This window comes from Rhizobium sp. 10N427 (assembly GCF_056394605.1).
Window position 1 is genome coordinate 1 of the sequence record NZ_JBFTID010000025.1, and the last position, 18,427, is coordinate 18,427.

26 protein-coding genes and 1 pseudogene are annotated in these 18,427 nt (G+C 61.4%); 13 read left to right on the forward strand and 14 right to left on the reverse strand.

Annotated elements, in window-relative coordinates; translation table 11 throughout:
- Positions 1 to 119: pseudogene (locus tag AC1DIJ_RS29490) on the forward strand (IS110 family transposase); the annotation flags it as partial.
- A gap of 130 nt (positions 120 to 249) precedes the next feature.
- On the opposite strand, the gene AC1DIJ_RS29495 reads toward AC1DIJ_RS29490, so the two are convergent.
- The 7 genes from AC1DIJ_RS29495 to hemP all read right to left on the reverse strand — a co-directional run bounded on the left by AC1DIJ_RS29495 (position 250) and on the right by hemP (position 5,253).
- On the reverse strand, positions 250 to 651 hold the full coding sequence (locus AC1DIJ_RS29495) for a hypothetical protein (protein ID WP_112390095.1): 402 nt from the start codon (positions 649 to 651) through the stop codon (positions 250 to 252).
- 8 nt (positions 652 to 659) lie between these two features.
- Positions 660 to 1,010 carry an ElaB/YgaM/YqjD family protein gene (locus tag AC1DIJ_RS29500; protein ID WP_112390096.1) on the reverse strand — a complete coding sequence of 117 codons (351 nt, stop codon included), beginning with the start codon at positions 1,008 to 1,010 and terminating at the stop codon, positions 660 to 662.
- A 148-nt stretch (positions 1,011 to 1,158) separates the two neighbouring features.
- A complete protein-coding gene (locus tag AC1DIJ_RS29505) occupies positions 1,159 to 1,944 on the reverse strand; it encodes a heme ABC transporter ATP-binding protein (protein ID WP_112390097.1) in 786 nt (261 codons plus the stop codon).
- Positions 1,945 to 1,954: 10 nt separating this feature from the next.
- Positions 1,955 to 3,070 (reverse strand): iron ABC transporter permease, encoded by a 1,116-nt coding sequence (locus tag AC1DIJ_RS29510; protein ID WP_112390098.1) that lies wholly within the window; start codon positions 3,068 to 3,070, stop codon positions 1,955 to 1,957.
- A gap of 1 nt (position 3,071) precedes the next feature.
- A complete protein-coding gene (locus AC1DIJ_RS29515; RefSeq protein WP_112390099.1) occupies positions 3,072 to 4,004 on the reverse strand; it encodes a heme/hemin ABC transporter substrate-binding protein in 933 nt (310 codons plus the stop codon).
- 10 nt (positions 4,005 to 4,014) lie between these two features.
- Positions 4,015 to 5,064 carry a ChuX/HutX family heme-like substrate-binding protein gene (locus AC1DIJ_RS29520; RefSeq protein ID WP_112390100.1) on the reverse strand — a complete coding sequence of 350 codons (1,050 nt, stop codon included), beginning with the start codon at positions 5,062 to 5,064 and terminating at the stop codon, positions 4,015 to 4,017.
- 9 nt (positions 5,065 to 5,073) lie between these two features.
- Positions 5,074 to 5,253, reverse strand: coding sequence for a hemin uptake protein HemP (hemP, locus tag AC1DIJ_RS29525; protein ID WP_112390101.1), 180 nt, complete (start codon positions 5,251 to 5,253; stop codon positions 5,074 to 5,076).
- Positions 5,254 to 5,397: 144 nt separating this feature from the next.
- Between hemP and AC1DIJ_RS29530 the strand changes: the two genes are divergently transcribed.
- The 8 genes from AC1DIJ_RS29530 to AC1DIJ_RS29565 all read left to right on the forward strand — a co-directional run bounded on the left by AC1DIJ_RS29530 (position 5,398) and on the right by AC1DIJ_RS29565 (position 10,093).
- Entirely contained in the window at positions 5,398 to 5,850 is a 453-nt protein-coding gene (locus AC1DIJ_RS29530; protein WP_112390102.1) for a hypothetical protein, read from the forward strand.
- A 61-nt stretch (positions 5,851 to 5,911) separates the two neighbouring features.
- On the forward strand, positions 5,912 to 7,198 hold the full coding sequence (locus AC1DIJ_RS29535) for a TonB family protein (protein ID WP_112390103.1): 1,287 nt from the start codon (positions 5,912 to 5,914) through the stop codon (positions 7,196 to 7,198).
- A gap of 112 nt (positions 7,199 to 7,310) precedes the next feature.
- The gene (locus AC1DIJ_RS29540; protein WP_112446130.1) at positions 7,311 to 7,721 is read left to right on the forward strand and encodes a DUF2325 domain-containing protein; all 411 of its coding nucleotides are present in this window, start codon (positions 7,311 to 7,313) and stop codon (positions 7,719 to 7,721) included.
- A complete protein-coding gene (locus AC1DIJ_RS29545; protein ID WP_112390105.1) occupies positions 7,718 to 7,978 on the forward strand; it encodes a hypothetical protein in 261 nt (86 codons plus the stop codon). Before AC1DIJ_RS29540 ends, AC1DIJ_RS29545 begins: the two co-directional genes overlap by 4 nt.
- A 10-nt stretch (positions 7,979 to 7,988) precedes the next feature.
- Positions 7,989 to 8,303, forward strand: coding sequence for a heme-degrading protein HmuQ (gene hmuQ, locus AC1DIJ_RS29550; RefSeq protein WP_112390106.1), 315 nt, complete (start codon positions 7,989 to 7,991; stop codon positions 8,301 to 8,303).
- Entirely contained in the window at positions 8,304 to 8,666 is a 363-nt protein-coding gene (locus AC1DIJ_RS29555) for a bleomycin resistance protein (protein ID WP_112390107.1), read from the forward strand.
- Positions 8,667 to 8,748: 82 nt separating this feature from the next.
- Positions 8,749 to 9,522, forward strand: a complete 774-nt coding sequence (locus tag AC1DIJ_RS29560) for a sugar phosphate isomerase/epimerase family protein (RefSeq protein ID WP_112390108.1) — start codon at positions 8,749 to 8,751, stop codon at positions 9,520 to 9,522.
- A 193-nt stretch (positions 9,523 to 9,715) separates the two neighbouring features.
- Complete coding sequence (locus tag AC1DIJ_RS29565; protein ID WP_112390109.1) at positions 9,716 to 10,093, forward strand: pentapeptide repeat-containing protein; 378 nt, start codon at positions 9,716 to 9,718, stop codon at positions 10,091 to 10,093.
- Between the two features lie 70 nt (positions 10,094 to 10,163).
- Here the strand turns inward: AC1DIJ_RS29565 and AC1DIJ_RS29570 are convergent, their stop codons facing one another.
- Genes AC1DIJ_RS29570 through AC1DIJ_RS29580 form a run of 3 tightly spaced genes read right to left on the reverse strand, consistent with a single transcriptional unit; the run spans position 10,164 to position 11,456 of the window.
- Entirely contained in the window at positions 10,164 to 10,688 is a 525-nt protein-coding gene (locus tag AC1DIJ_RS29570) for a GNAT family N-acetyltransferase (protein WP_477831738.1), read from the reverse strand.
- On the reverse strand, positions 10,685 to 11,059 hold the full coding sequence (locus AC1DIJ_RS29575; protein ID WP_112390110.1) for a DUF423 domain-containing protein: 375 nt from the start codon (positions 11,057 to 11,059) through the stop codon (positions 10,685 to 10,687). The genes AC1DIJ_RS29570 and AC1DIJ_RS29575 overlap by 4 nt, the downstream gene beginning before the upstream one ends.
- Positions 11,060 to 11,066: 7 nt before the next feature.
- Complete coding sequence (locus tag AC1DIJ_RS29580; RefSeq protein ID WP_112390111.1) at positions 11,067 to 11,456, reverse strand: group II truncated hemoglobin; 390 nt, start codon at positions 11,454 to 11,456, stop codon at positions 11,067 to 11,069.
- Between the two features lie 159 nt (positions 11,457 to 11,615).
- Here AC1DIJ_RS29580 and AC1DIJ_RS29585 point away from each other — a divergent pair, with 159 nt between their 5' ends.
- From AC1DIJ_RS29585 to AC1DIJ_RS29600, 4 genes are all read left to right on the forward strand, one after another.
- Positions 11,616 to 12,179 (forward strand): TetR/AcrR family transcriptional regulator, encoded by a 564-nt coding sequence (locus AC1DIJ_RS29585; RefSeq protein ID WP_112390112.1) that lies wholly within the window; start codon positions 11,616 to 11,618, stop codon positions 12,177 to 12,179.
- Positions 12,180 to 12,197: 18 nt separating this feature from the next.
- Positions 12,198 to 12,539, forward strand: coding sequence for an SMR family transporter (locus tag AC1DIJ_RS29590; protein ID WP_112390113.1), 342 nt, complete (start codon positions 12,198 to 12,200; stop codon positions 12,537 to 12,539).
- Between the two features lie 198 nt (positions 12,540 to 12,737).
- Positions 12,738 to 13,523, forward strand: coding sequence for a ThuA domain-containing protein (locus tag AC1DIJ_RS29595; protein ID WP_112390114.1), 786 nt, complete (start codon positions 12,738 to 12,740; stop codon positions 13,521 to 13,523).
- Positions 13,524 to 13,532: 9 nt separating this feature from the next.
- Positions 13,533 to 14,576, forward strand: a complete 1,044-nt coding sequence (locus tag AC1DIJ_RS29600; protein WP_112390115.1) for a Gfo/Idh/MocA family protein — start codon at positions 13,533 to 13,535, stop codon at positions 14,574 to 14,576.
- 72 nt (positions 14,577 to 14,648) lie between these two features.
- On the opposite strand, the gene AC1DIJ_RS29605 is transcribed toward AC1DIJ_RS29600, so the two are convergent.
- The 4 genes from AC1DIJ_RS29605 to AC1DIJ_RS29620 all read right to left on the reverse strand — a co-directional run bounded on the left by AC1DIJ_RS29605 (position 14,649) and on the right by AC1DIJ_RS29620 (position 18,260).
- Complete coding sequence (locus tag AC1DIJ_RS29605; protein WP_112390116.1) at positions 14,649 to 15,044, reverse strand: DUF1236 domain-containing protein; 396 nt, start codon at positions 15,042 to 15,044, stop codon at positions 14,649 to 14,651.
- Positions 15,045 to 15,163: 119 nt separating this feature from the next.
- On the reverse strand, positions 15,164 to 16,354 hold the full coding sequence (locus AC1DIJ_RS29610) for a glycosyltransferase (protein ID WP_112390117.1): 1,191 nt from the start codon (positions 16,352 to 16,354) through the stop codon (positions 15,164 to 15,166).
- Positions 16,355 to 16,572: 218 nt separating this feature from the next.
- Complete coding sequence (locus AC1DIJ_RS29615) at positions 16,573 to 17,214, reverse strand: response regulator transcription factor (protein ID WP_310294071.1); 642 nt, start codon at positions 17,212 to 17,214, stop codon at positions 16,573 to 16,575.
- Between the two features lie 368 nt (positions 17,215 to 17,582).
- Positions 17,583 to 18,260, reverse strand: a complete 678-nt coding sequence (locus AC1DIJ_RS29620) for a Crp/Fnr family transcriptional regulator (RefSeq protein ID WP_477831742.1) — start codon at positions 18,258 to 18,260, stop codon at positions 17,583 to 17,585.
- Between the last annotated feature and the right edge of the window lie 167 nt (positions 18,261 to 18,427).

Consider the following 18,427-nt stretch of genomic DNA (forward strand, 5'->3'; position numbering starts at 1 on the left):
GCGACCGGCTCGTCGCAGCCGGCAAGCCGAAGATCGTCGCCCTCGTCGCAACCATGCGAAAGCTCCTCACCATCCTCAACGCTATCATCCGGGACGCAAAACCATGGCAAAACGCTTGACGCCGAAGACAGTCGCTCTCCCCGAGGGGAGAAGGGAAGTGTTGCGGCGCCTCCGTCTCTTCTCCCCCTGGGGAGAAAGTGGGCCGGTAGGGCCGGATGAGGGGGCTCCGGTGAGACGGCAACTAAAGGATCAATCGTCCTTCTTGGACCCGACCAAATTCGATGCCACAAGCGCCATCAAGATCCCAGCGGTCAGAAGCGGCTGCGAGCGGATCAGGCCGATGCCGGCGGCGGCGGCGGACTCAAGCGCCAGGCGGCGATCCCTGGCCTGGCGCTTTTCCTGCGCATTCATGATCACCATGGCGATCAGCGCCACCACGGCGATGAACACGGCGCATGCGGCCAGGAACAGGGCTGCCCCGACCGGGCCATAGATTCCCGCAAGCCAGATTGCGCCTGCGGTGACCGCAAGCGCATAGGCCGTCAGCAGGAAAAGCGCGGCAATGGCAATGAAAATACCGTTGCGCTTGGTCCGCGCAACGGTACGGTGAACGCCGTTTCCTACCAGCATACTGAGTAGAGGAAAGAGCATCGAGCCTCCTAGCGGCGGGCGAGGAGGGCAAGGACGAGGCCGAATGCGGCCGCGGCCCCAATCGTCGCAACCGGATGCTTGCGCACCGTGTCGCGCACTTCGGATGCGCCGCGCAGGTAGCCGTCCTGCAGATCGCGCAGCAGGTCTTCACCACGGCCGACGATCTCGTCATAACCTGCAGAGGCCTGATAGCGCAGCTTGTCGGACTGGCGGCGCGAGCTCTTGGCGGCCAGCTTTGTCAGGGCGTCGATCTCGTCGCGAAGGTGCTCGATCTGATCTTCGATCGTGCTTTCGATGCTGTGAAGCGTGCCATTGCCCTTGCGGCTGCCGCGAACGGATTGGAGGATGGATGAAGCCATGATTTTCTCCATGTTTTTGGGCGTGCACATGCGCCGCCTGTTTGAAATCACAGGCCGTCACCGTTGCTGTCTTGAAGAAGCGCCCGGCAATGACCCAAATCATCGACACGGAGAACGCGAAAGACTGGGAAAGGTTCCCGGAAAAGCCTCAGAGCGCGCTGTGGGCAAGCACGAAGGGCGTGCCGTCTGATGGCACCTGATTGATGCGCAGCGGGCAGCCGAAGACCGATTGCATGTTTTGATCCGTCAGCACCTCGCGAACGCTGCCAGCTGCTGCCAGCCGGCCCGACTTCATCAATACGATCTGATCGGCGAAGAGTGCTGTCAGGTTGAGGTCGTGCATGACGGCGATGACGCCGCCGCCGGCTTCGCAGAACTGGCGGGCGAGCCGCATGATCGTCAGCTGGTGGCTGATGTCGAGGCTTGAGACGGGTTCGTCGAGCAACAGCCAGCAGGGCTTTCCGTGGGCCACCGGTTCGGCGATCTGGCAGAGAACGCGGGCAAGCTGGACGCGCTGCTGCTCGCCGCCCGACAGTTCCTGATAGTAGCGGCCCTCGAAACCGTGGAGATCGACGGCACCGAGCGCGCGGGCGGCGGTTTCCTCGGCGCGTTCCGGGTGAAGGTTGACGCCTGTCGTCAGGCCCATGCGGACGATTTCGCGGACGGTGAAGGGAAAGGAGATGGCGTTTGCCTGCGGAAGCACGCCGCGGATGGCCGCGAGCTTCCAGGGCGCCATGCCGCTGACCTCGGCACCGTTGATCTTGACCGACCCCGATGACGGGAGCTCGCCCGATACCGCCTTCATCGTCGTCGTCTTGCCCGAACCATTGGGGCCGGCGATCGCCGTCAGCTCGCCGGCGCAGGCGGTGAAGCTGACGCCGTGGACGATGGTCTTGCCCGACAGATCGACGGAGACGTTGGAAAGCTCGATCATGGAAATGCTCTCAAAGGGCGAGCCGCGAGCGTTGGCGCAGCAGGATCCAGAGGAAGAAGGGACCGCCGACGGCCGCGGTGATGATGCCGATCGGCAGTTCGGCCGGGGCGACGATGGTGCGCGCCAGAACATCGGCAAAGATCAGCAGCGAACCGCCGAGCAGGGCGGAGGCGGGCAGCAGATAGCGGTGGTCGGGGCCGATCACCATGCGCAGCACATGCGGCACGACGATGCCGACGAAGCCGATGCCGCCGCTGACGGCAACTGAGGCGCCGGTTGCGGCTGCGACCGTGACGATGGCGATATTCTTCAGCCGCTGGACCGGCACGCCCATGTGGAAGGCGGCTGCCTCGCCAAGCGTGATGGCGTTCAGGCCGCGGGCCATGAAGGGAAGCACGATATAGGAGGCTAGGATGATCGGCGCGGCTGCGGCGATCTTCATCCAGGTGGCGCCCGCCAACGAGCCCATGCCCCAGAATGTAAGGTCGCGGAGTTGCTGGTCGTTGGCCATGTATGTCAGAAGGCCGGTCAGGGCGCCGGTCAGAGCGCCGAGCGCGATGCCGGCGAGCAGCATGGTGCCGATCGAGGTCTGGCCGTTGCTAGTGGCGACCCTGTAGAGCAGCAACGTCGTGACGAGGCCGCCGCCGAAGGCTGCGAGCGGTAGCGCATAGATGCCGAGCAGATTGAACACCGGCATGGCAATCGAGCCGCCGAGCACGATCATGATCACGGCACCAAAGCCTGCGCCCGAGGAGACGCCGACGAGGCCGGGATCGGCCAGCGGATTGCGGAACAGGCCCTGCATGACCGCTCCGGATACGGCGAGCGATCCGCCGACCAGGAAGCCGAGGATGGCACGCGGCATGCGGATATCGAAGATGATGATCCGGTCGCGCGTGGTCAGCGCATCGGCCTGGCCGCCGAGATTGGCCAGCACGTCGAACATCGAAGCATCCGACGCGCCTGTGGTGACCGAAAACAGCAGCGAAAAGACGGAACCGATGACGAGCAGGGCGATTACGAGGGCAGCGATCCGGGTACGATCGCCGACCCGGTGGCTTTCGCGTAATGCGGCGATCGAAAACATGGAACGCTTGCCGTCCGTCATCACATCCTGCACTGCCATATCAGCCGCCGTAGATCGCCGTGTTCAATTCGCGGACGGCACTTGCCGTGCGCGGGCCGAAGCCGAGCAGATGCAGGCCGTCCATGCGAATGACAGCCTTCTTCTCTGCCGCAGGTGTCAGCGCGATCGCCGGCTGCTTGAACAGATCGTCGTTGGCCGCCGCATGGCCGCCTTCGCGGTCCATCATCAGGATGACATCGGGCTTGGCCTCGATGATCGACTCGTCGGTCAGCGGCTTGTAGCCCGGGAAGGTGCCGACAGCATTGACGGCACCAGCGAGCTTGATGATGCCATCGGCAGCCGTGCCGGTGCCCGAAGCCATGATCTTGCCGCCCTGCATGCTGAGGATGAAGAGCACGCGTTTGCGCTCGCCCTCCGGACGCTTTTCGGCATCGGTGATCGCGGCATCGAGATCGGCGCCGACCTTGGCTTCCAGCGCCTTGGCCTTGTCCTCGACGCCGAGCAGCGAGCCGACGCGATCGATCTTCTTCAGGATGCCTTCGCGGTCGTAGGTGTTCGGCACCGTCTCGAAGGGAACGCTGGCATTCTTCAGAACTGTCAGCGCTTCCGGCGGACCGGCGCCTTCGACGGCGATGATCGCCGAGGGATTGACGGCGAGAATGCCTTCGGGCGACAGCGCCCGCATGTAACCGACGTCAGGCAGTTTCATCGCCGCTTCCGGATACATGCTGGTCGAGTCGCGGGCGATGATGCGGCCCTCTTCGCCGAGCGCGTAGATGATCTCGGTGACGTCGCCGCCGACGGAGACGACGCGCGAGGTGTCGAGCTTCTTCGGTTCAGCGGCATGAGCGGCGCGGACGAAAGAATAGCCGGGCGTGGCGACCGGCGAGGGGATGAGCGGCAGCGCCATGACTGCAGCCGTCAGCGCCAGTTCCCAGAGGCGGATGCGGCGCAGGCTTGAAGGCATTCTCATGATCGGCTCCTTATGCGGCGACGCTTGCCGCGCGCGGCAGGTTTTCCATGATCTCGCGCCAGTCACCGCGCTCATCCGTGCCTTCCTTCCGCTTGCCGAAGAACTGGATGATCATCTCGCCATTCGCGTCATAGGCTTCGAGCGAGGTGACATGGCCGTCCTTAGTCGGCTTGCGCACCGCCCAGGTCTCGGCGATGTGGTCCTGGCGCAGATGGAGGTGGAAGGTTTCGTCGAGAACGTTGATCCACGGACCCATTGGCTGGACGTTATGGATCGGGCCGGAATGGATCTGGACGATGCCGTTATTGGCGACGAAGCACATGATCGGCAGGCCTGATTTGACGGAGGCATGCATCATGTCGGCCGTCGCGGTGTTGTCGAGCTTCCAGGCATAGTCGTCGCCGACGGTGCGCACGGCGGCCTGGCGGCCGATCTTCAGGCGCTTCAGCATGCCGAAGAATTCGTGCGTGTCGGTGAGCTTGCTCCAGCTGTCGCGCAGTTCGCTCTGGTTGACGTCGCCGGTTTCATCGGCACTGAAACTTGCTTCCTGCTCGACGAATTCCTGCGACTGGTCCTCGAGCGTCAGCTCGGCGACGATGGCGCGATAGGCTTCGACATTGGAGGCCGGGCGCAGGTGGATCTTGTGGACGGCATTGCCAGTCTTGTCGAAATACTGGAGGCTGAGGCGCTCGGTGTCGCCGTCCTTCTTGGTGACGGCGAAGGCGTGGGCCCAACGGCTCGGGAAGACGCGCAGGTCGATGTTTTCGCCGAGAACGATGGCATTGTGCTGGCCGACGCTGATGTTCTCGTAAACGCCGATCTTCTCGTGCACGGCGCTTTCGTTGCGCGACAGGGCCATGACCTCGCCGAGTGTCGCCACGCGCTCCAGAAGCTTGGCGGCGCTGGCATCGATGCGGATGGCGGAAATGCCGACTTCGGCGGCAACGAGCGCTGCTTCCGAAATCTTCAGCTGAGCGGCGATATCGCGCTCGCGCATCTTCGGATTCTCGGCGCGGAACGCGCGAATTTCGGCCGGTGCCGGTCTGGTGTTCTCGGTCATGGTCTACCCTTACTTATTGAGAATGAGCTTGCCCTGGCGGGTAATTTTCATGCGATAGACCACGCCGTCATGCCGGATCATGATCTCGTTCGCGCCGCGGAAGATGTCTCCGCTTTCGATCGTGCGCACTTCCGCCGCGTCCTTGACGAACGGCGCATGCTTAAAGGTGTCAGGCTTTTCAACCATCATTTCGGCTGGCAATTTCCGCTTGTGCCGCGGCTTGTTTTCCGGCGGCCTAGATACATTTATCTTGACTTTCATAGTCACCATTTTTTAAAGACGCAATAGAAGAGTTATCAACTCAAGTTTTCGAAATCGCATGGAGAAGTGGTGATGGCGGCACGCAGTTTTGCATCGTTTGTGGCGGGCGGATTGATGATCGTCGGAAGCGTTCTTCCTGCCTATGCACAGGACGCTGCCGCTGCTGCTCCCGCAGCTCCGGCCAACGCTCTCGAAGTCGAGCTGAACGCGCTGGCGCCATCGCAGAAGGGCTGCATGATGACCTTCGTGGCGCTGAACAAGCTGGCTGCGCCCGTCAGCAAGATCTCCTTCGAATTGGCCTTTTTCAACGACAGGAACGCGGTCGACAAGATCACCGTTCTCGATTTCCGCGATCTGCCCGAGGGCAAGAAGCGCGTGCGCCAGTTCGACATGCCCAACATGAAATGCGAGGCGGTGACCCGGATCATCATCAACGACACGCCGGTTTGTGATGGCCCGGCTGCCGGTGCATGCATGAAGGGTCTCGTCACCCGCTCGCAGATTTCTGTGCCCTTCGAAGGGTAAGACATACCGCCGGAGATGATTTCCGGCAGGCTTCAGTTTCAAACTGGCCGAGGCAAGGCAGATGGTAGTTTCAGCGAAATCCACATCGCGGCACGCGTTCCTTGCCGAGCAGGATGCCGGCACGTCGAACGACAATCTGCCGGGGCTGCATCCCGGACACGAGATGCCGGAACTGCGCAACGCGCCGCGCCAGCCGGCCGCCGAAACCGTCGTCCACTATGCCCGCTTCGCCCATATCAGTTCCTTTCCGGAACATGCGCAGGGACCGAAGGCCGGTGCCGCCGACGCGCCGGCCATGGATACTTCGGCGATCGAAAAGCAGGAGGCGGGCGCCAAGCCTGCCAAGCGCAACGTCTTCGTCGCCTGCCTGACCTCCTTTGCCTTCCATGCGATTGTCTTCACCGCGCTGGCCATCGGCTTCGTGGTCGCGCCGCATGAGCCCGAAGAGGAAGCCGGCGAGGCGGTCAGCGTCATCATCCTTGGTGATTCCGAAGCCGACCAGGCTTCCGCCGGCGATCCCGATCTGCAGGTCGAGCCGCAGCCGGAGGAAGTGGTCGCCGAAAGCGTCCAGCCGGAAACCGTGCAGCCGACCGAGGTTCAGCCGGCCGAAGTGCAGCCCGAGATGGCGCAGCCGGTTGAAGCCCAGCCCGTTCCGTCAACTGAGGAAATCACACGCGTTTCGCCTGAAACGGTGACGGCCGCCGAGCCCGAGGTTCTGACCTCCAACGTTCCGGCCGAAACCGCTGTCGTGCAGCCGATGGCGACCGAGATCCCGGAAGAGGTGAAGCCGGTCGAGCCCGTCGAGGCGGCCGAGGCGCTCCCCGATCCGGTGCAGCCCGAGGAAGCGCCGACGCCGATCGCCAAGCCGAAGGCGGTGCAGCCAATCGAAAAGCCGAAGGTCGAGAAGAAAGAGCCGCCGAAGAAGGTGGTGAAAAAGGCTGCGGGATCGCAAGGCGAGAACAAGCAGGATTCACGCCGCGGCGCCAGCGACGGCGAGGAAGTCGCCAATGCCGACCGGAATTCGCGCTCGGCAGGTAGCTCGGGCGGGGCAGGCAGTGCTGCCGTCGCCAACTATCCGGGCAAGGTTCAATCGCGCATTCGCCGCGCCGTGAAGGTGCCGTCCGAATACAAGCGGATGAGCGCGTCGATGAGTGTCAGGGTTCGCCTGACGATCGGTGGTGACGGCTCGCTGAGCGGTCTGTCAGTCGCCCGCAGTTCCGGAATTCCCGAGCTCGATCAGGCGGTTGTCTCCGGCGTTCAGCGCGCTTCGCCATTCCCGCCGCTGCCGCCGGAATGGGGCAAGCCGAGCTGGACATTCACCCAGGAAGTCCAGGTCACTGGCCGCTGAAATAAATATGATCAGAATAGTCAACTTTATACTTTACTCTAAAAATCAAGTTTAATAAGGTCCCGCTTGCACACTGGAATCGTGTGACGATCAACGAGCGAACGGGTGGTAAATGGCTCGGAAGGCGAAGAAGGGATCTAACCGGGACATCCGCGTCAGCGCGGATGCGGCAGCGCAGGCGCAGCAGCCGTCCGGACGATCCAAATTGGATGGCCGCAGTTTTCTCTATGTCGGCGGCCGGGATTGCCAGGTGGCACATCTTCGCGAGATCGCCAGCAGCTTCGGCGCCGAACTGATCCACCACGATGGCGGGCTTCGCGAAGCGGTCTCGCGTATCGACACCGTTCTGCCCTCCGTCGACTGCGTGTTCTGCCCGATCGACTGTATCAGCCACGATGCCTGCGTGCGCGTGAAGACCGGCTGCAAGAAATTCGGCAAGGCCTTCATCCCGCTGCGCAGCGGCAGCAAGTCCAGCCTCGAGCGGGCCTTGAACACCATGAACGAACGAGACACCGCCCGATGAAAGACCAGCGCCCCGAAGGCTTCATGATGATCGGCCTGCACAAGCTGGCCGCACAGAACGGCGACGGCCTTGTGCCCGAACTCTACGAGCTCCTGATGAAGAATGCGGAACGCCAGGCCGATTATCCCAATGTCACCGAATTTCCCTACTGGGAAACGCGGATGCCGGGTGTGGAGCCGGAAAAGCCGCTTGGCCGTGAAGCGGCGAACGGCAATAATGTCGTTGCTTTCCCAAGCGGCAAGCGTGCCAAGGGCTGAGGACGGCGCAATGTATATCGCAATGAACCGCTTCAAGGTGACCGAGGGATCGGAGAGCGAATTCGAGGATGTCTGGCGCAACCGCGATTCCAGCCTGTCCACGGTTCCCGGTTTCGTAGAGTTCCGGCTGCTGCGCGGCAAGGCGAATGTGGAAGAGGGCTATACGCTGTTTTCCTCGCATACGCTTTGGGCGAGCGAAGAGGACTTTCTGAACTGGACGAAGTCCGAGAGCTTTCGCGCTGCGCATCGCAATGCCGGTGACCGCAAGGCGATGTACAAGGGGCCGCCGGTTTTCGAAGGTTTTACCGTCGTCGAGGGTATCTGATTGTCTGACGATCCCCAGCGCATCGAAGTTCTGCCGATCCTGCCGTCGCTGGATATCGCGGAGACGCTGGCCTTCTATCGTGACCAGCTGGGCTTTGCCGCGACCTATGAGACGCCAGACTATCTGATCGTTCGCCGGCAGGAGATGGAGCTGCATTTCCGGCTGACCGGCAATCGTGCATTTTGCGAAAGCAGCGCTGTCTATCTCCGAGGCGGCCGGATCGGCGCGCTGCACCGGGAATATTCCGAAAAAGCCGTGCCAACGCTGACGCCTCTTGAAGTCCGGCCGTGGAACATGGAGGAGTTCTTCATCCATGATCCGCATGGCAACCTGCTGCGGTTCGCCCGGATCCCGGGGCGCTAAGGCGTAAAACCGGCCCTGCGGCATGTTCGTCCCGGCAAGGGTTCGCTATGGCCGGGCCCACTTGCCGTGCTATCCTGTCACAATGACCAAGCCGACCCTCTCCCTGCAACTTTTCTCGCTGCGTGAACTCGGATCGCTCGATGCCCAGCTTTCGGCAGCCGCCAGAGCGGGTTTCCAATCGGTCGAGCCGCTCGGCCATCATCTGCGGGAGGCCGATGATCTCGGTGAGGCGCTTGCCCGGCACGCGCTGACGGCGCCGACGGCCCATATCGGCTTCGAATTCCTGCGCGACGAGCCTAGCCAGGTCACCGAGGCCTGTCAGGCCTGCGGCATCTCCCAGCTCTTCGTGCCGCAATCATCGAGTTTCCTGCCGCCGGAGACCACCGGCGGCTGGCAGCGGCTCGGCGCCGAACTCGGGCGTCTCGCCGAGCAATACAGGCCGCACGGCATTTCCATCGGCTATCACAACAAGATGGCCGGCTTCTCGTTGCTTTCCACCGCCCGCTACGGCTTCGAGGTGATGTTCGAAGCGGCCCGCGGCAGCCCGCTCGTCTGGCAGGCCGATATCGCCTGGATGTCCCGCGCCGGCGTCGATCCGGCAGAATGGTTGCAGCGCTATGCCAAGGTGCTGGTTTCGGCGCATGTGAAGGACAGGGCGCCTGAAGGGGCAAACCCCGATGAGGACGGCTGGGCCGATGTCGGCGCCGGCACGCTGATGTGGCCTTCGCTCTGGCGGCTGGCGCTGGCGAAGGGCGCGCGGACGCTAGTGGTCGAGCACGACAGCCCGCGCAAGCCGTTCGAATTTGCGCAGACGAGTTTTGCCTATCTCAGCCGGTTCATGGCGCATTCGGGGTGAGGGTTTCGCGCGATTATCGAGAAGTTGCGTTGGCAGTTTTATGTCGATTTTGGATGCCTCTGCTGCGAAACAGCCAGCGATGCAGCGTTGTAAAAAGCAGAACAACAAGTTTTGCCTCTATCGAGAGTGTTGAAGCTCCACCAAAACTATGCACTCTCTGAATGGTCATCAGGATCGGCTGGAGGAGACGGCAATGACTGATCAGCAAGGAAACAATCCCTTTGACGGCCCTCAAATGCAGGGGATGCGCTACGAGCGGGCAGATATGTCGGGCGCCAATTTCGATGGCGTTTATCTCGCTGACGCACGATTTTATGCTGTCCTGACGAAAGCAAAATTCATCGACACCAATTTAGGCGAAGCTGATTTCGACGACGTCAACCTTCAAGCCGCGCGCTTTAATAACGTCAATCTGTCTGGAGCGGCTGTCACCAATGCAAACCTGTCGCGATTGACCATAAGCGGTGCCACATTGGCCAATTCTGACATCAGAGACGCCGATTTGACTGGGATGCGCATCAACGGGATTCTGGTAACCGATCTCTTCGACGCCTATGAAAAGGCGAAATGACGAAGGTCCGTTGTCAGGTCTGAGATGCGTGTAACTCGTTGCGCCGGGGATGAGGGGCGCCGAGTTAAAATCAAATACCCGGAAGCCGCAGCACCATACCGGCACGCCTCTCCGGACCCATGCCGTTTGCGACCTCAGCGTCAAGGATCGCCCGCAGACCCGCAGGCATATGTTCGGCCTCAGGCTCCACGAAACCCAGCGACCGGTAGAACGGATAATTGAACACCACGAACCGGTCTGTCGTCAGCACGACGGCGGATAGGCCGCGGCTTCGCGCGGCATCGATCGCAGCCTGCATCAGCAACCGTCCGATGCCCTTGCCTTGCAATCGACGGAGCACATCGATCTCGGCGATGTAAAGCATGCCGCTGATCTCTTCCGCCGCGACGAAACCCACAGGCGTGTCGTCCTCGTCGACGGCCACCATCAGCAGACCATCCGCGCAGTAGGTGGCAAGCTGTTCAGACGACAGCGGATGCGGTTCGCCTGGGAAGGGGACGCCGGCGTCGATAAGGGCGATGACGGCGTCCATCTCAATGGCCCTGAGCGCGTCGAGTTCACCGCAGCGGGCGTTGCGGATGGTGACGCCGTTCACCGGACCGGCCGGCGAAGGAAACCGCCGACGGAAATGGTCAGCCAGCCGAGCATCATGGCCCAGCCGCCTGATGGCGCGGCATAGGGAAACAGGCCGGATCCGGCAAAGCGGAGAGACACGAGATCGCCGGCGAAGAGCGCGGTGCCGATGATCATCAGCGAACCGGCCAGCCAGGCGGTTTTGAGCTTCTCGCCTGCCAGCGCGAGGCCGAGAAGGGCGGGCGCATGCGCCAGGCACATGGCCGCCGCCGAGGCCGCGAGGCTGGCATCGCCGCCGCCATGGGCCGCGACGGCGGCAAGGCCGACGCCTGCGACGCCGAAGAGGCCGGCGAAAAGGAAGAAGAACGGCGCGATGCGTTCGTTGCTGATCATGGCGGCGCTAGTCCTTGTTCTGCATGTGGAAGGCCAGCCTTTCGATCGGCGGCCATATGAGGTCACGGAGTGTGGGATTGGCGATGGTCTCGTCCATCGCCTGGCGAAAGCAGAGCAGCCATTCGTCGCGCTCAACAGGGCCGATTTCGGCGACGAAATGGCGGCTGCGCAGGCGGGGGTGGCCGCGCTTGTCGGTATAAAGCGGCGGGCCGCCGAGATAGCCGGTCAGATATTCGTAGAATTTCTCTTCGCTGCCCGTGAGGCTCGGCGGATGGACGGCGCGCACGTGCCTGGCCTCCGGCAGCGTATCCATCAGCTGGTAAAAGCGATGAGCCAAAGCCTTGACCGTCTCGTCGCCACCGATCGCCTGATAAAGCGTGATCGTCTCTTCCGTCACTGAACCATCCCTCGATACCCCGCAGTCTTCATGCACCGGTGCGCATCGGCGCGCAACACGGCAAGTGCGTAGCGCGGCATTTCATCCAAACGGCTGCGATACCAGCGATTTAAAGTGATTTTAATTGACAAAACCGTCCAGACGGTATTTTTAGAATGCATGGCACTCGCACATCACCGCAAGAAACAACCCGAACTCGTCCGCCGGCAGCTGCTGGATGTCGCCGCACGTCTGGCGACGGAGAGCGGCATGGCGTCGGTGACGCTGGATGCGGTGTCTGGCGCCTCGGGCGTCAGCAAGGGTGGGCTGCTGCATCATTTCCCGACGAAGAATGCGCTGCTCGATGCATTGTTCGAAAGTCTGCTGGAACGCTTCGATGCCGATATCGAGGAGCTGATGCGCCGCGATGCGGTCTCGCACGGCCGCTTCACCCGCGCCTATCTGCTGGCCGTCGCCGATATCCAGAGCGATCGCGACGAATCGCGCCATTGGGCGCAGGTGACGATTGCCATGCTCGCCGAGCCGCGGCTTCGCCAGCGCTGGCGCGAATGGGTGCAGGCGCGCGCCGACGAATATGTCGGCACCGACTCGTCCGTCGATGCGCAGATCGTCCGCTTTGCGGCCGATGGCCTCTGGCTCTCCGATACGACCGAGAGCCACGATCTCGGGCTTGCCGAGCGGCGGGCGCTGATTGCGCGGCTGACCGAACTGACCAAGCGATAATTCCAGGGATAGAAGATCATGAGCCCGGCTGCCGTCTATGCGCTGCTTTTTCTCGCGATCGTGCTCGAAGTGATCGGCACGACGGCGCTGCAGATGTCGCAGCAGTTCACCAAGCTGCTGCCGAGCGCGGTGCTTGTCGTCTGCTATGCGACGGCCTTCTATCTGCTGTCGCTGACGCTGAAATCGATTCCCGTCGGCATCGCCTATGCCATTTGGAGCGCTTTGGGAATCGTGCTGATTTCGGCGGTCGGACTGATCTATTTCAAGCAACGCCTCGACCTGCCGGCGATGATCGGGCTTGGCCTCATCATATCGGGCGTTCTCGTCGTCAATCTGTTTTCCAAATCGGTTTCTCATTGATTTTCATGGGGTTGATTTGGCGTTCCGCGGCGTGCCCCGGCGGCTAATTTTCCCCTTTGTCAAATTGCGGCCAAAGGTCTATGTCTTCTTGTGACTTGGAGGAGGCGAGGCGCAGTTCTGATCATTTTCCCAAAGCGCTTTGAATTCTTCTCGACCCGCCAGTTTTGACAACCCCCGAAGCCTAGAGGAGCACCGGCAATGGCCATTCGTACCGTCGTCTGGGGAGAGAATATCCACGAGAATACCAACGAGATCGTCAGGGGTATCTACCCGGAGGGCATGCACACGACGATTGCCAAGGCGCTGAACAGCGACCCGGCGATCAGCGCGACGACGGCGACGCTGCAGGAAGCCGAACATGGATTGCCGCAGTCGCGTCTCGACGAGACCGACGTGCTGCTGTGGTGGGGCCACAAGGATCACGGCGCGGTGTCCGACGAAGTGGTCGAGCGCGTTGCCAAGCGCGTCTGGGAGGGCATGGGTCTTCTCGTTTTGCATTCCGGCCATTTCTCGAAGATCTTCAAGCGGTTGATGGGTACGCCCTGCGCGCTGAAATGGCGCGAGGCGGGTGAGCGCGAGCGGCTGTGGGTGATCAACCCGCGCCATCCGATCGCCGCCGGCCTCGACGAGAATTTCGTGCTTGAGAACGAGGAAATGTATGGCGAGCAGTTTTCCGTTCCGGAGCCGCTGGAAACGGTATTCATCTCCTGGTTCCAGGGCGGTGAAGTGTTCCGCTCCGGCATGACCTGGCGCCGCGGCGCCGGCAATATCTTCTATTTCCGCCCGGGCCACGAGACCTACCCGACCTATCATGACGCGAACGTCAAGAAGGTGCTGATCAATGGCGTAAAATGGGCGCATAACCCGGCTGGTGCGTTGACTGCCATCCACGATGCCCCAAATGTGCCGGTTGAGAAGGCCCTGGAGCCGATCGAAGAACGCGGCCCGAGACTGCACCAGGCCGGCGAAGCCGGTTACCGCTGAGGAACATCCATGCGACTACTCGTTCTCGGAACGGGCGTGATGGCGAAAAACCAGCTCGACCACTTCACCCGCATTGACGGCGTGACGGTGGTCGGCGCTGTCGATACCGACACCGTCCGCCTTGCGGCCTTCGCCGACAAGTTCAACATCGAAAAGCGTTTCCTGACCCTCGACGAAGCGATCGCCTGGGGCGAATTCGATGCGGCGACCAATGTGACGCCCGACAGAATCCACCACCCGACGACCATGGCGCTGATCGCCGCCGGAAAGCACGTCTTCTGCGAAAAGCCGCTGGCGGAGAATTATCCGAAGGCGCTGGAGATGACGGAGGCTGCGGAAGCCGCCGGCGTCATCAACATGGTGAACCTCACCTACCGCAATGTCGCGCCGCTGCAGCGCGCCCGCGAAATGGTGCTGGCTGGCGAGCTCGGCACTATCAAGCATGTCGAGGCGTCCTATCTGCAGAGCTGGCTGGTGTCGCGCGCCTGGGGCGACTGGCGCACGGAATCGACCTGGCTCTGGCGCCTTTCGACCGGCCACGGCTCGAACGGCGTGCTCGGCGATGTCGGCATCCACATTCTCGACTTCGCGGCCTATGGTGCGGCGACCGATATCGACCATGTCTTTGCCCGCCTGAAGACCTTCAACAAGGCGCCGGGCGGCCAGATCGGCGAATATATGCTCGATGCCAATGACAGTTTTACCATGTCGGTCGATTTCGCCAATGGCGCGCTCGGGGTCGTGCATGCCAGCCGCTGGGCGACCGGGCATCTGAATGAGCTGAAACTGCGTATCTACGGCGAGCGTGGCAGCCTCGAGGTCAATCACAATCCGAACGGCTCGTCGCTGCGCGGCTGCTTCGGAGACGATGTCGAGACGGCGACCTGGAAGGATATCGAGGTTCCCGCGGTTCCGACCAACTATCAGCGTTTCGCAGAAGCGGTGATGACCGGTGTCCAGCCGGATCCGAACTTCCGCCATGCCGCCAACCTGCAGAAGGTGATCGACCTGTCAGTCGTCACCGAGCGCGAGCGGCGGGAATTGAAGGTCTGATTTCCGCGCCACAAGCAAAAAAAGCCGCCCGGGGTGAGGGCGGCTTTTCTGTTTCCAGCTTAGGTCTTCGCGTTACTGGATCACCTGCACGACGCGGTGCGTCTCGGGCTCGACGATCACACGCTGGTTGTTGACCACCGTATAGGCATATTTCGGGTTCTCCGGCACCGGAACGACCTGTACTTCGGCCGGGAGCGGCTTGCCGACGACGATCGGCTGCTGAACGACGACAGCCTGCGGCGGAGCGGGCTGGGCCTCGACATAGGTCACGACTTCGCGCGGCGGCGGATCGATCACGGCACCAGCGACGGCGCCTGCGACACCACCCACGGCAGCGCCGATAGGGCCGCCGACAATCGCACCTGTCACGGCACCACCGGCAGCGCCGGTGACCGCACCATCAGCCAGCGCATTCGTGGCCAGGGACGACAGCGCCAGTGCGCTGGAGACAAGTAGAACCTTGTACATTGTATTTCTCCTTAGCTCGGTTTGCGGGGGAGAAACGGCGCATCCTATTTGTTGTTCCGCGCAGGGAGTCACGCTTTCCGTGCGGTGGTCATATGGCGTGAGGATCGGGATATGGGAGCCTAGTGCACCCGGTCGGTCTCCGGGGCGGGTACCGGGAAGACCGTGTCGAAGGGGAAGCGGCGGGCTTCGCCGTGGGGGGCGGGCTGCAGGGCGGCGGTCTTGCGGGCGCGCAGTTCCTCCTGGATGATCAGTTCCATGCCAAGCTTAAAATTGCGGGTGCTGAAGCGGGCGGCGTGGGCGCGGATGGCTTGCGGGTCGAACATCGCGGCCTGCGCCTCGAAGCTTTCCACGGCATCGATGATGGCTTCCGGTGTCTGTTCGTTAAAGAGCATGCCGCTCAGGCCCGGCACCACCGTTTCCAGCGCGCCGCCGCTGCCGAAGGCGATGACCGGCCTGCCACTGGCCATGGCTTCGACGGGAACAATGCCGAAATCCTCTTCGCCGGGGAAGATCAGGGCGCGGCAGCGGGCAAGTTTTTCCTTCATCACCGGGAAGGGCGTGCGGCCGAGGAAGGTGACGGTCGGGCCGGCAATCGCTTTCAGTGCCGCCAGCTCCTTGCCTTCGCCGATGACGACGAGGTTGCGGCCCATCTTGGTGAAGGCGCGCACGGCAAGGTCTATGCGCTTGTAGGAAACGAGCTGTCCTGCGCAGAGGTAGAAGTCGCCGATGTCGTCAGAGACGGCATAGTCGTCGACCGCAACGGGGGGGTGGATGACCGTGGCCGAGCGGCCGTAATATTTGCCGATACGCGCCTTGACGTGATGCGAGTTGGCGACGAAGCGATCGACGCGCAGGCTGGTGCTGACATCCCAGGACCGGAGCAGCGGCGCCATGACGGGCAGCATCATGCGCGAGGCGAGACCTGCGCGGGCGCGATAGACATGATAGTGGTCCCAGATATAGCGCATCGGCGAATGGCAGTAGCAGACATGAGTCGAGTGCGGCGGGGCGATGATGCCCTTGGCTGGGCCTGACTCGCTGGAGATGATCAGGTCGTAGCCGCTGAGATCGAGGCTTTCGAGCGCAAAGGGCATCAGCGGGAGCAGCGACTGGTAATGCTTCACGGCGCCGGGGATCTTCTGCAGGAAGGAGGAGGTGACCTTATGGCGCTTGATCGTTTCCGACATCCGGCTTTCATCATAGACAAGCGTGAAGATATCCGCGTCCGGATACATGTCGCAGAGCGCTTCGACGACCTTTTCGCCGCCGCGCATGGACACGAGCCAGTAATGTACGATCGCGACGCGCATAATTATCCCCTCAAGTGAAGCGGTGCCATCATCGTTGAGTTCGGTGGCGCACCCTAGCGCCTTCATCGGCGCTGACCGGCGTCAATTGGGGGTAGGAGCCTAGCCGAAAGTCTTACGCGGCCGGGAAACTGGCTCCTCGTGCAGCAGGCCGGGTGGCAGGCATGCAAAAGAACCGGAGCGCGTTGGCGCTCCGGCTAGATCTTCGGAGGAATGGGAGATTATTGAGCGAACTCGCGGATCTTGTAGGCAACTTCCGTCCGGTTGGTCGCGTGCAGCTTCTTCATGATATTGCGAATATGCACTTTGACTGTGCTTTCGCAGAGGTTCATCTCGTAAGCGATGATCTTGTTCGACTTGCCGCGGCGAAGTGCATCCGCCACCGACATTTCGCGTGGCGTGAAGGAATGATCGCCGCATTTCGCTGCCGTGGTGCTTGAGGTGATCATCTCCTTGGCGGCGAGCAGGCTGCTTGCCGGAACGAAAACGCCACCGGCACGGGCCAGAGCGATTGCCTCGGCGGCAACGCCGATGCCGATATTCGCGGGGATGTAGCCCTTGGCGCCACATTCCAGTGCCTTCAGCACCTGCTGGATTTCGTCGCCCTCTGCGCCGACGATGACAGGTACGGACGGGAATTTCTGCGCCAGCTTCGCAATCTTGTCGCTGACATCCGGTTCGGAGACATGCTTTCCGCCGATCATGTAAAGGATCAGTGCCGGTTCGAACCGCATGCGCTTGCGCTGCCACTCCTCGATCGAGGTCGCGGTGATGACCTTGAGATCCTCGTCGTATTCGGAAAGGCTTCTGGAAAGGCACTCGCTCTGCAGCGAGCGGGGATCCAGYAGCAGGACATAATCCATCAGCTCTTCCTGGGAATCTGCCCGGGAGGAAACCTGATAATGTCTCATGGAATCGGATGTGCGAAGAGAGATAAGGTGAGCTGTATCAGATCTGATCTGCTCACTCGATGTTGTTAGACCTTCCATTTCACGCCCCTACATTGGTTGAACTCAATACTAAACGTGTAAGAGAAGTAAGCCCGAGAATTATTACTTAGCACTAGGTGCTATGTCTGTTTGAATTCCATGGCTCCGGAATTGATCTCTTGTATGTAAATATGGAGGAAGCCAAATGAGGCGGCATTAACATAGGTTAATGTTCTGTTAAAATATCAGCGTCTGAAATAATTAGCCCAGAAATGGGCGACTAATTACTTTGAACTATCACTTTATCTCGGAATTATCTGCGGTTGTGCAGCAAGATAACTATCGTCGAATTCAACAAGTTCTTCGAGCTTTCTACGATTGAGAAACTCGACGGTCCCGTTTCTGAACGACAGTAGTCCATTGACCCGAAGATCCTTCAGGACACGGTTGATATGCACCGTGGAGAGGCCGACGGCATCGCCGATATCGGATTGGGTCAGGGGGCACAAGAAGCCATCGAGGCCCGGCCGCTTGCGGTCCGGTCCGATGCGCGCTGCGAGCTCGAGAAGAAGGTGTCCGGTGCGGGCCAGCGCATCACGGCGGCCGACATTGGCGAGACGCTCGGACATGCGGGCATGACAGCGCATCATTTCGGAGAGAATGATGTTCTGGCCGGTGTTGCTGTCGAGATAGCGGGCCAGAACATGGCCGCTGAGCTCATAGAATTGGACATGGGAAATGGCTTCGATCGTTTCCCGGGCGGTCGCCACCGAGGGCGTCCAGATGATGTCGCCGGGAAGGATGAATTCGAGCACGACGCGGGTGCCGTTCGGCAGCGATTTGCAGGACACGGCCCAGCCGCTTACAAGAATAAGCAGCGCCGCCTTCCGGGCTTCGGGGTCGAATACAATGTCGCCGTCATCATACGCGCGGTGAGAACCGCCCGATAACGTGAATCTTTGCCCCTGTATTCTGACCAGCCCAAGATTTTCGTGGTCCGACCCTTCGTATATCGCCACGCCCCGCCTCCAGCAAACTTCGTGGTTTTATTTCCCCTTAGACACCTGTTAACCATTAAATATGAGCACATCGTAACATGAATATTTCATGTTGTCTCGGAATCGGGATTGTTGAAGAGGATAGATTT

Bases quoted from the DNA above. Each gene is read 5' to 3' on its own strand.
- AC1DIJ_RS29590 (WP_112390113.1), top strand. From the start codon at position 12,198: ATGAGCCCGGCTGCCGTCTATGCGCTGCTTTTTCTCGCGATCGTGCTC.
- AC1DIJ_RS29560 (WP_112390108.1), top strand. From the start codon at position 8,749: ATGACCAAGCCGACCCTCTCCCTGCAACTTTTCTCGCTGCGTGAACTC.
- AC1DIJ_RS29505 (WP_112390097.1), bottom strand. From the start codon at position 1,944: ATGATCGAGCTTTCCAACGTCTCCGTCGATCTGTCGGGCAAGACCATC.
- AC1DIJ_RS29600 (WP_112390115.1), top strand. From the start codon at position 13,533: ATGCGACTACTCGTTCTCGGAACGGGCGTGATGGCGAAAAACCAGCTC.
- AC1DIJ_RS29565 (WP_112390109.1), top strand. From the start codon at position 9,716: ATGACTGATCAGCAAGGAAACAATCCCTTTGACGGCCCTCAAATGCAG.
- AC1DIJ_RS29605 (WP_112390116.1), bottom strand. From the start codon at position 15,044: ATGTACAAGGTTCTACTTGTCTCCAGCGCACTGGCGCTGTCGTCCCTG.
- AC1DIJ_RS29495 (WP_112390095.1), bottom strand. From the start codon at position 651: ATGCTCTTTCCTCTACTCAGTATGCTGGTAGGAAACGGCGTTCACCGT.
- AC1DIJ_RS29545 (WP_112390105.1), top strand. From the start codon at position 7,718: ATGAAAGACCAGCGCCCCGAAGGCTTCATGATGATCGGCCTGCACAAG.
- AC1DIJ_RS29530 (WP_112390102.1), top strand. From the start codon at position 5,398: ATGGCGGCACGCAGTTTTGCATCGTTTGTGGCGGGCGGATTGATGATC.
- AC1DIJ_RS29500 (WP_112390096.1), bottom strand. From the start codon at position 1,010: ATGGCTTCATCCATCCTCCAATCCGTTCGCGGCAGCCGCAAGGGCAAT.
- AC1DIJ_RS29575 (WP_112390110.1), bottom strand. From the start codon at position 11,059: ATGATCAGCAACGAACGCATCGCGCCGTTCTTCTTCCTTTTCGCCGGC.
- AC1DIJ_RS29540 (WP_112446130.1), top strand. From the start codon at position 7,311: ATGGCTCGGAAGGCGAAGAAGGGATCTAACCGGGACATCCGCGTCAGC.
- hmuQ (WP_112390106.1), top strand. From the start codon at position 7,989: ATGTATATCGCAATGAACCGCTTCAAGGTGACCGAGGGATCGGAGAGC.
- AC1DIJ_RS29535 (WP_112390103.1), top strand. From the start codon at position 5,912: ATGGTAGTTTCAGCGAAATCCACATCGCGGCACGCGTTCCTTGCCGAG.
- AC1DIJ_RS29610 (WP_112390117.1), bottom strand. From the start codon at position 16,354: ATGCGCGTCGCGATCGTACATTACTGGCTCGTGTCCATGCGCGGCGGC.
- AC1DIJ_RS29520 (WP_112390100.1), bottom strand. From the start codon at position 5,064: ATGACCGAGAACACCAGACCGGCACCGGCCGAAATTCGCGCGTTCCGC.
- AC1DIJ_RS29515 (WP_112390099.1), bottom strand. From the start codon at position 4,004: ATGAGAATGCCTTCAAGCCTGCGCCGCATCCGCCTCTGGGAACTGGCG.
- AC1DIJ_RS29510 (WP_112390098.1), bottom strand. From the start codon at position 3,070: ATGGCAGTGCAGGATGTGATGACGGACGGCAAGCGTTCCATGTTTTCG.
- AC1DIJ_RS29595 (WP_112390114.1), top strand. From the start codon at position 12,738: ATGGCCATTCGTACCGTCGTCTGGGGAGAGAATATCCACGAGAATACC.
- AC1DIJ_RS29585 (WP_112390112.1), top strand. From the start codon at position 11,616: ATGGCACTCGCACATCACCGCAAGAAACAACCCGAACTCGTCCGCCGG.
- hemP (WP_112390101.1), bottom strand. From the start codon at position 5,253: ATGATGGTTGAAAAGCCTGACACCTTTAAGCATGCGCCGTTCGTCAAG.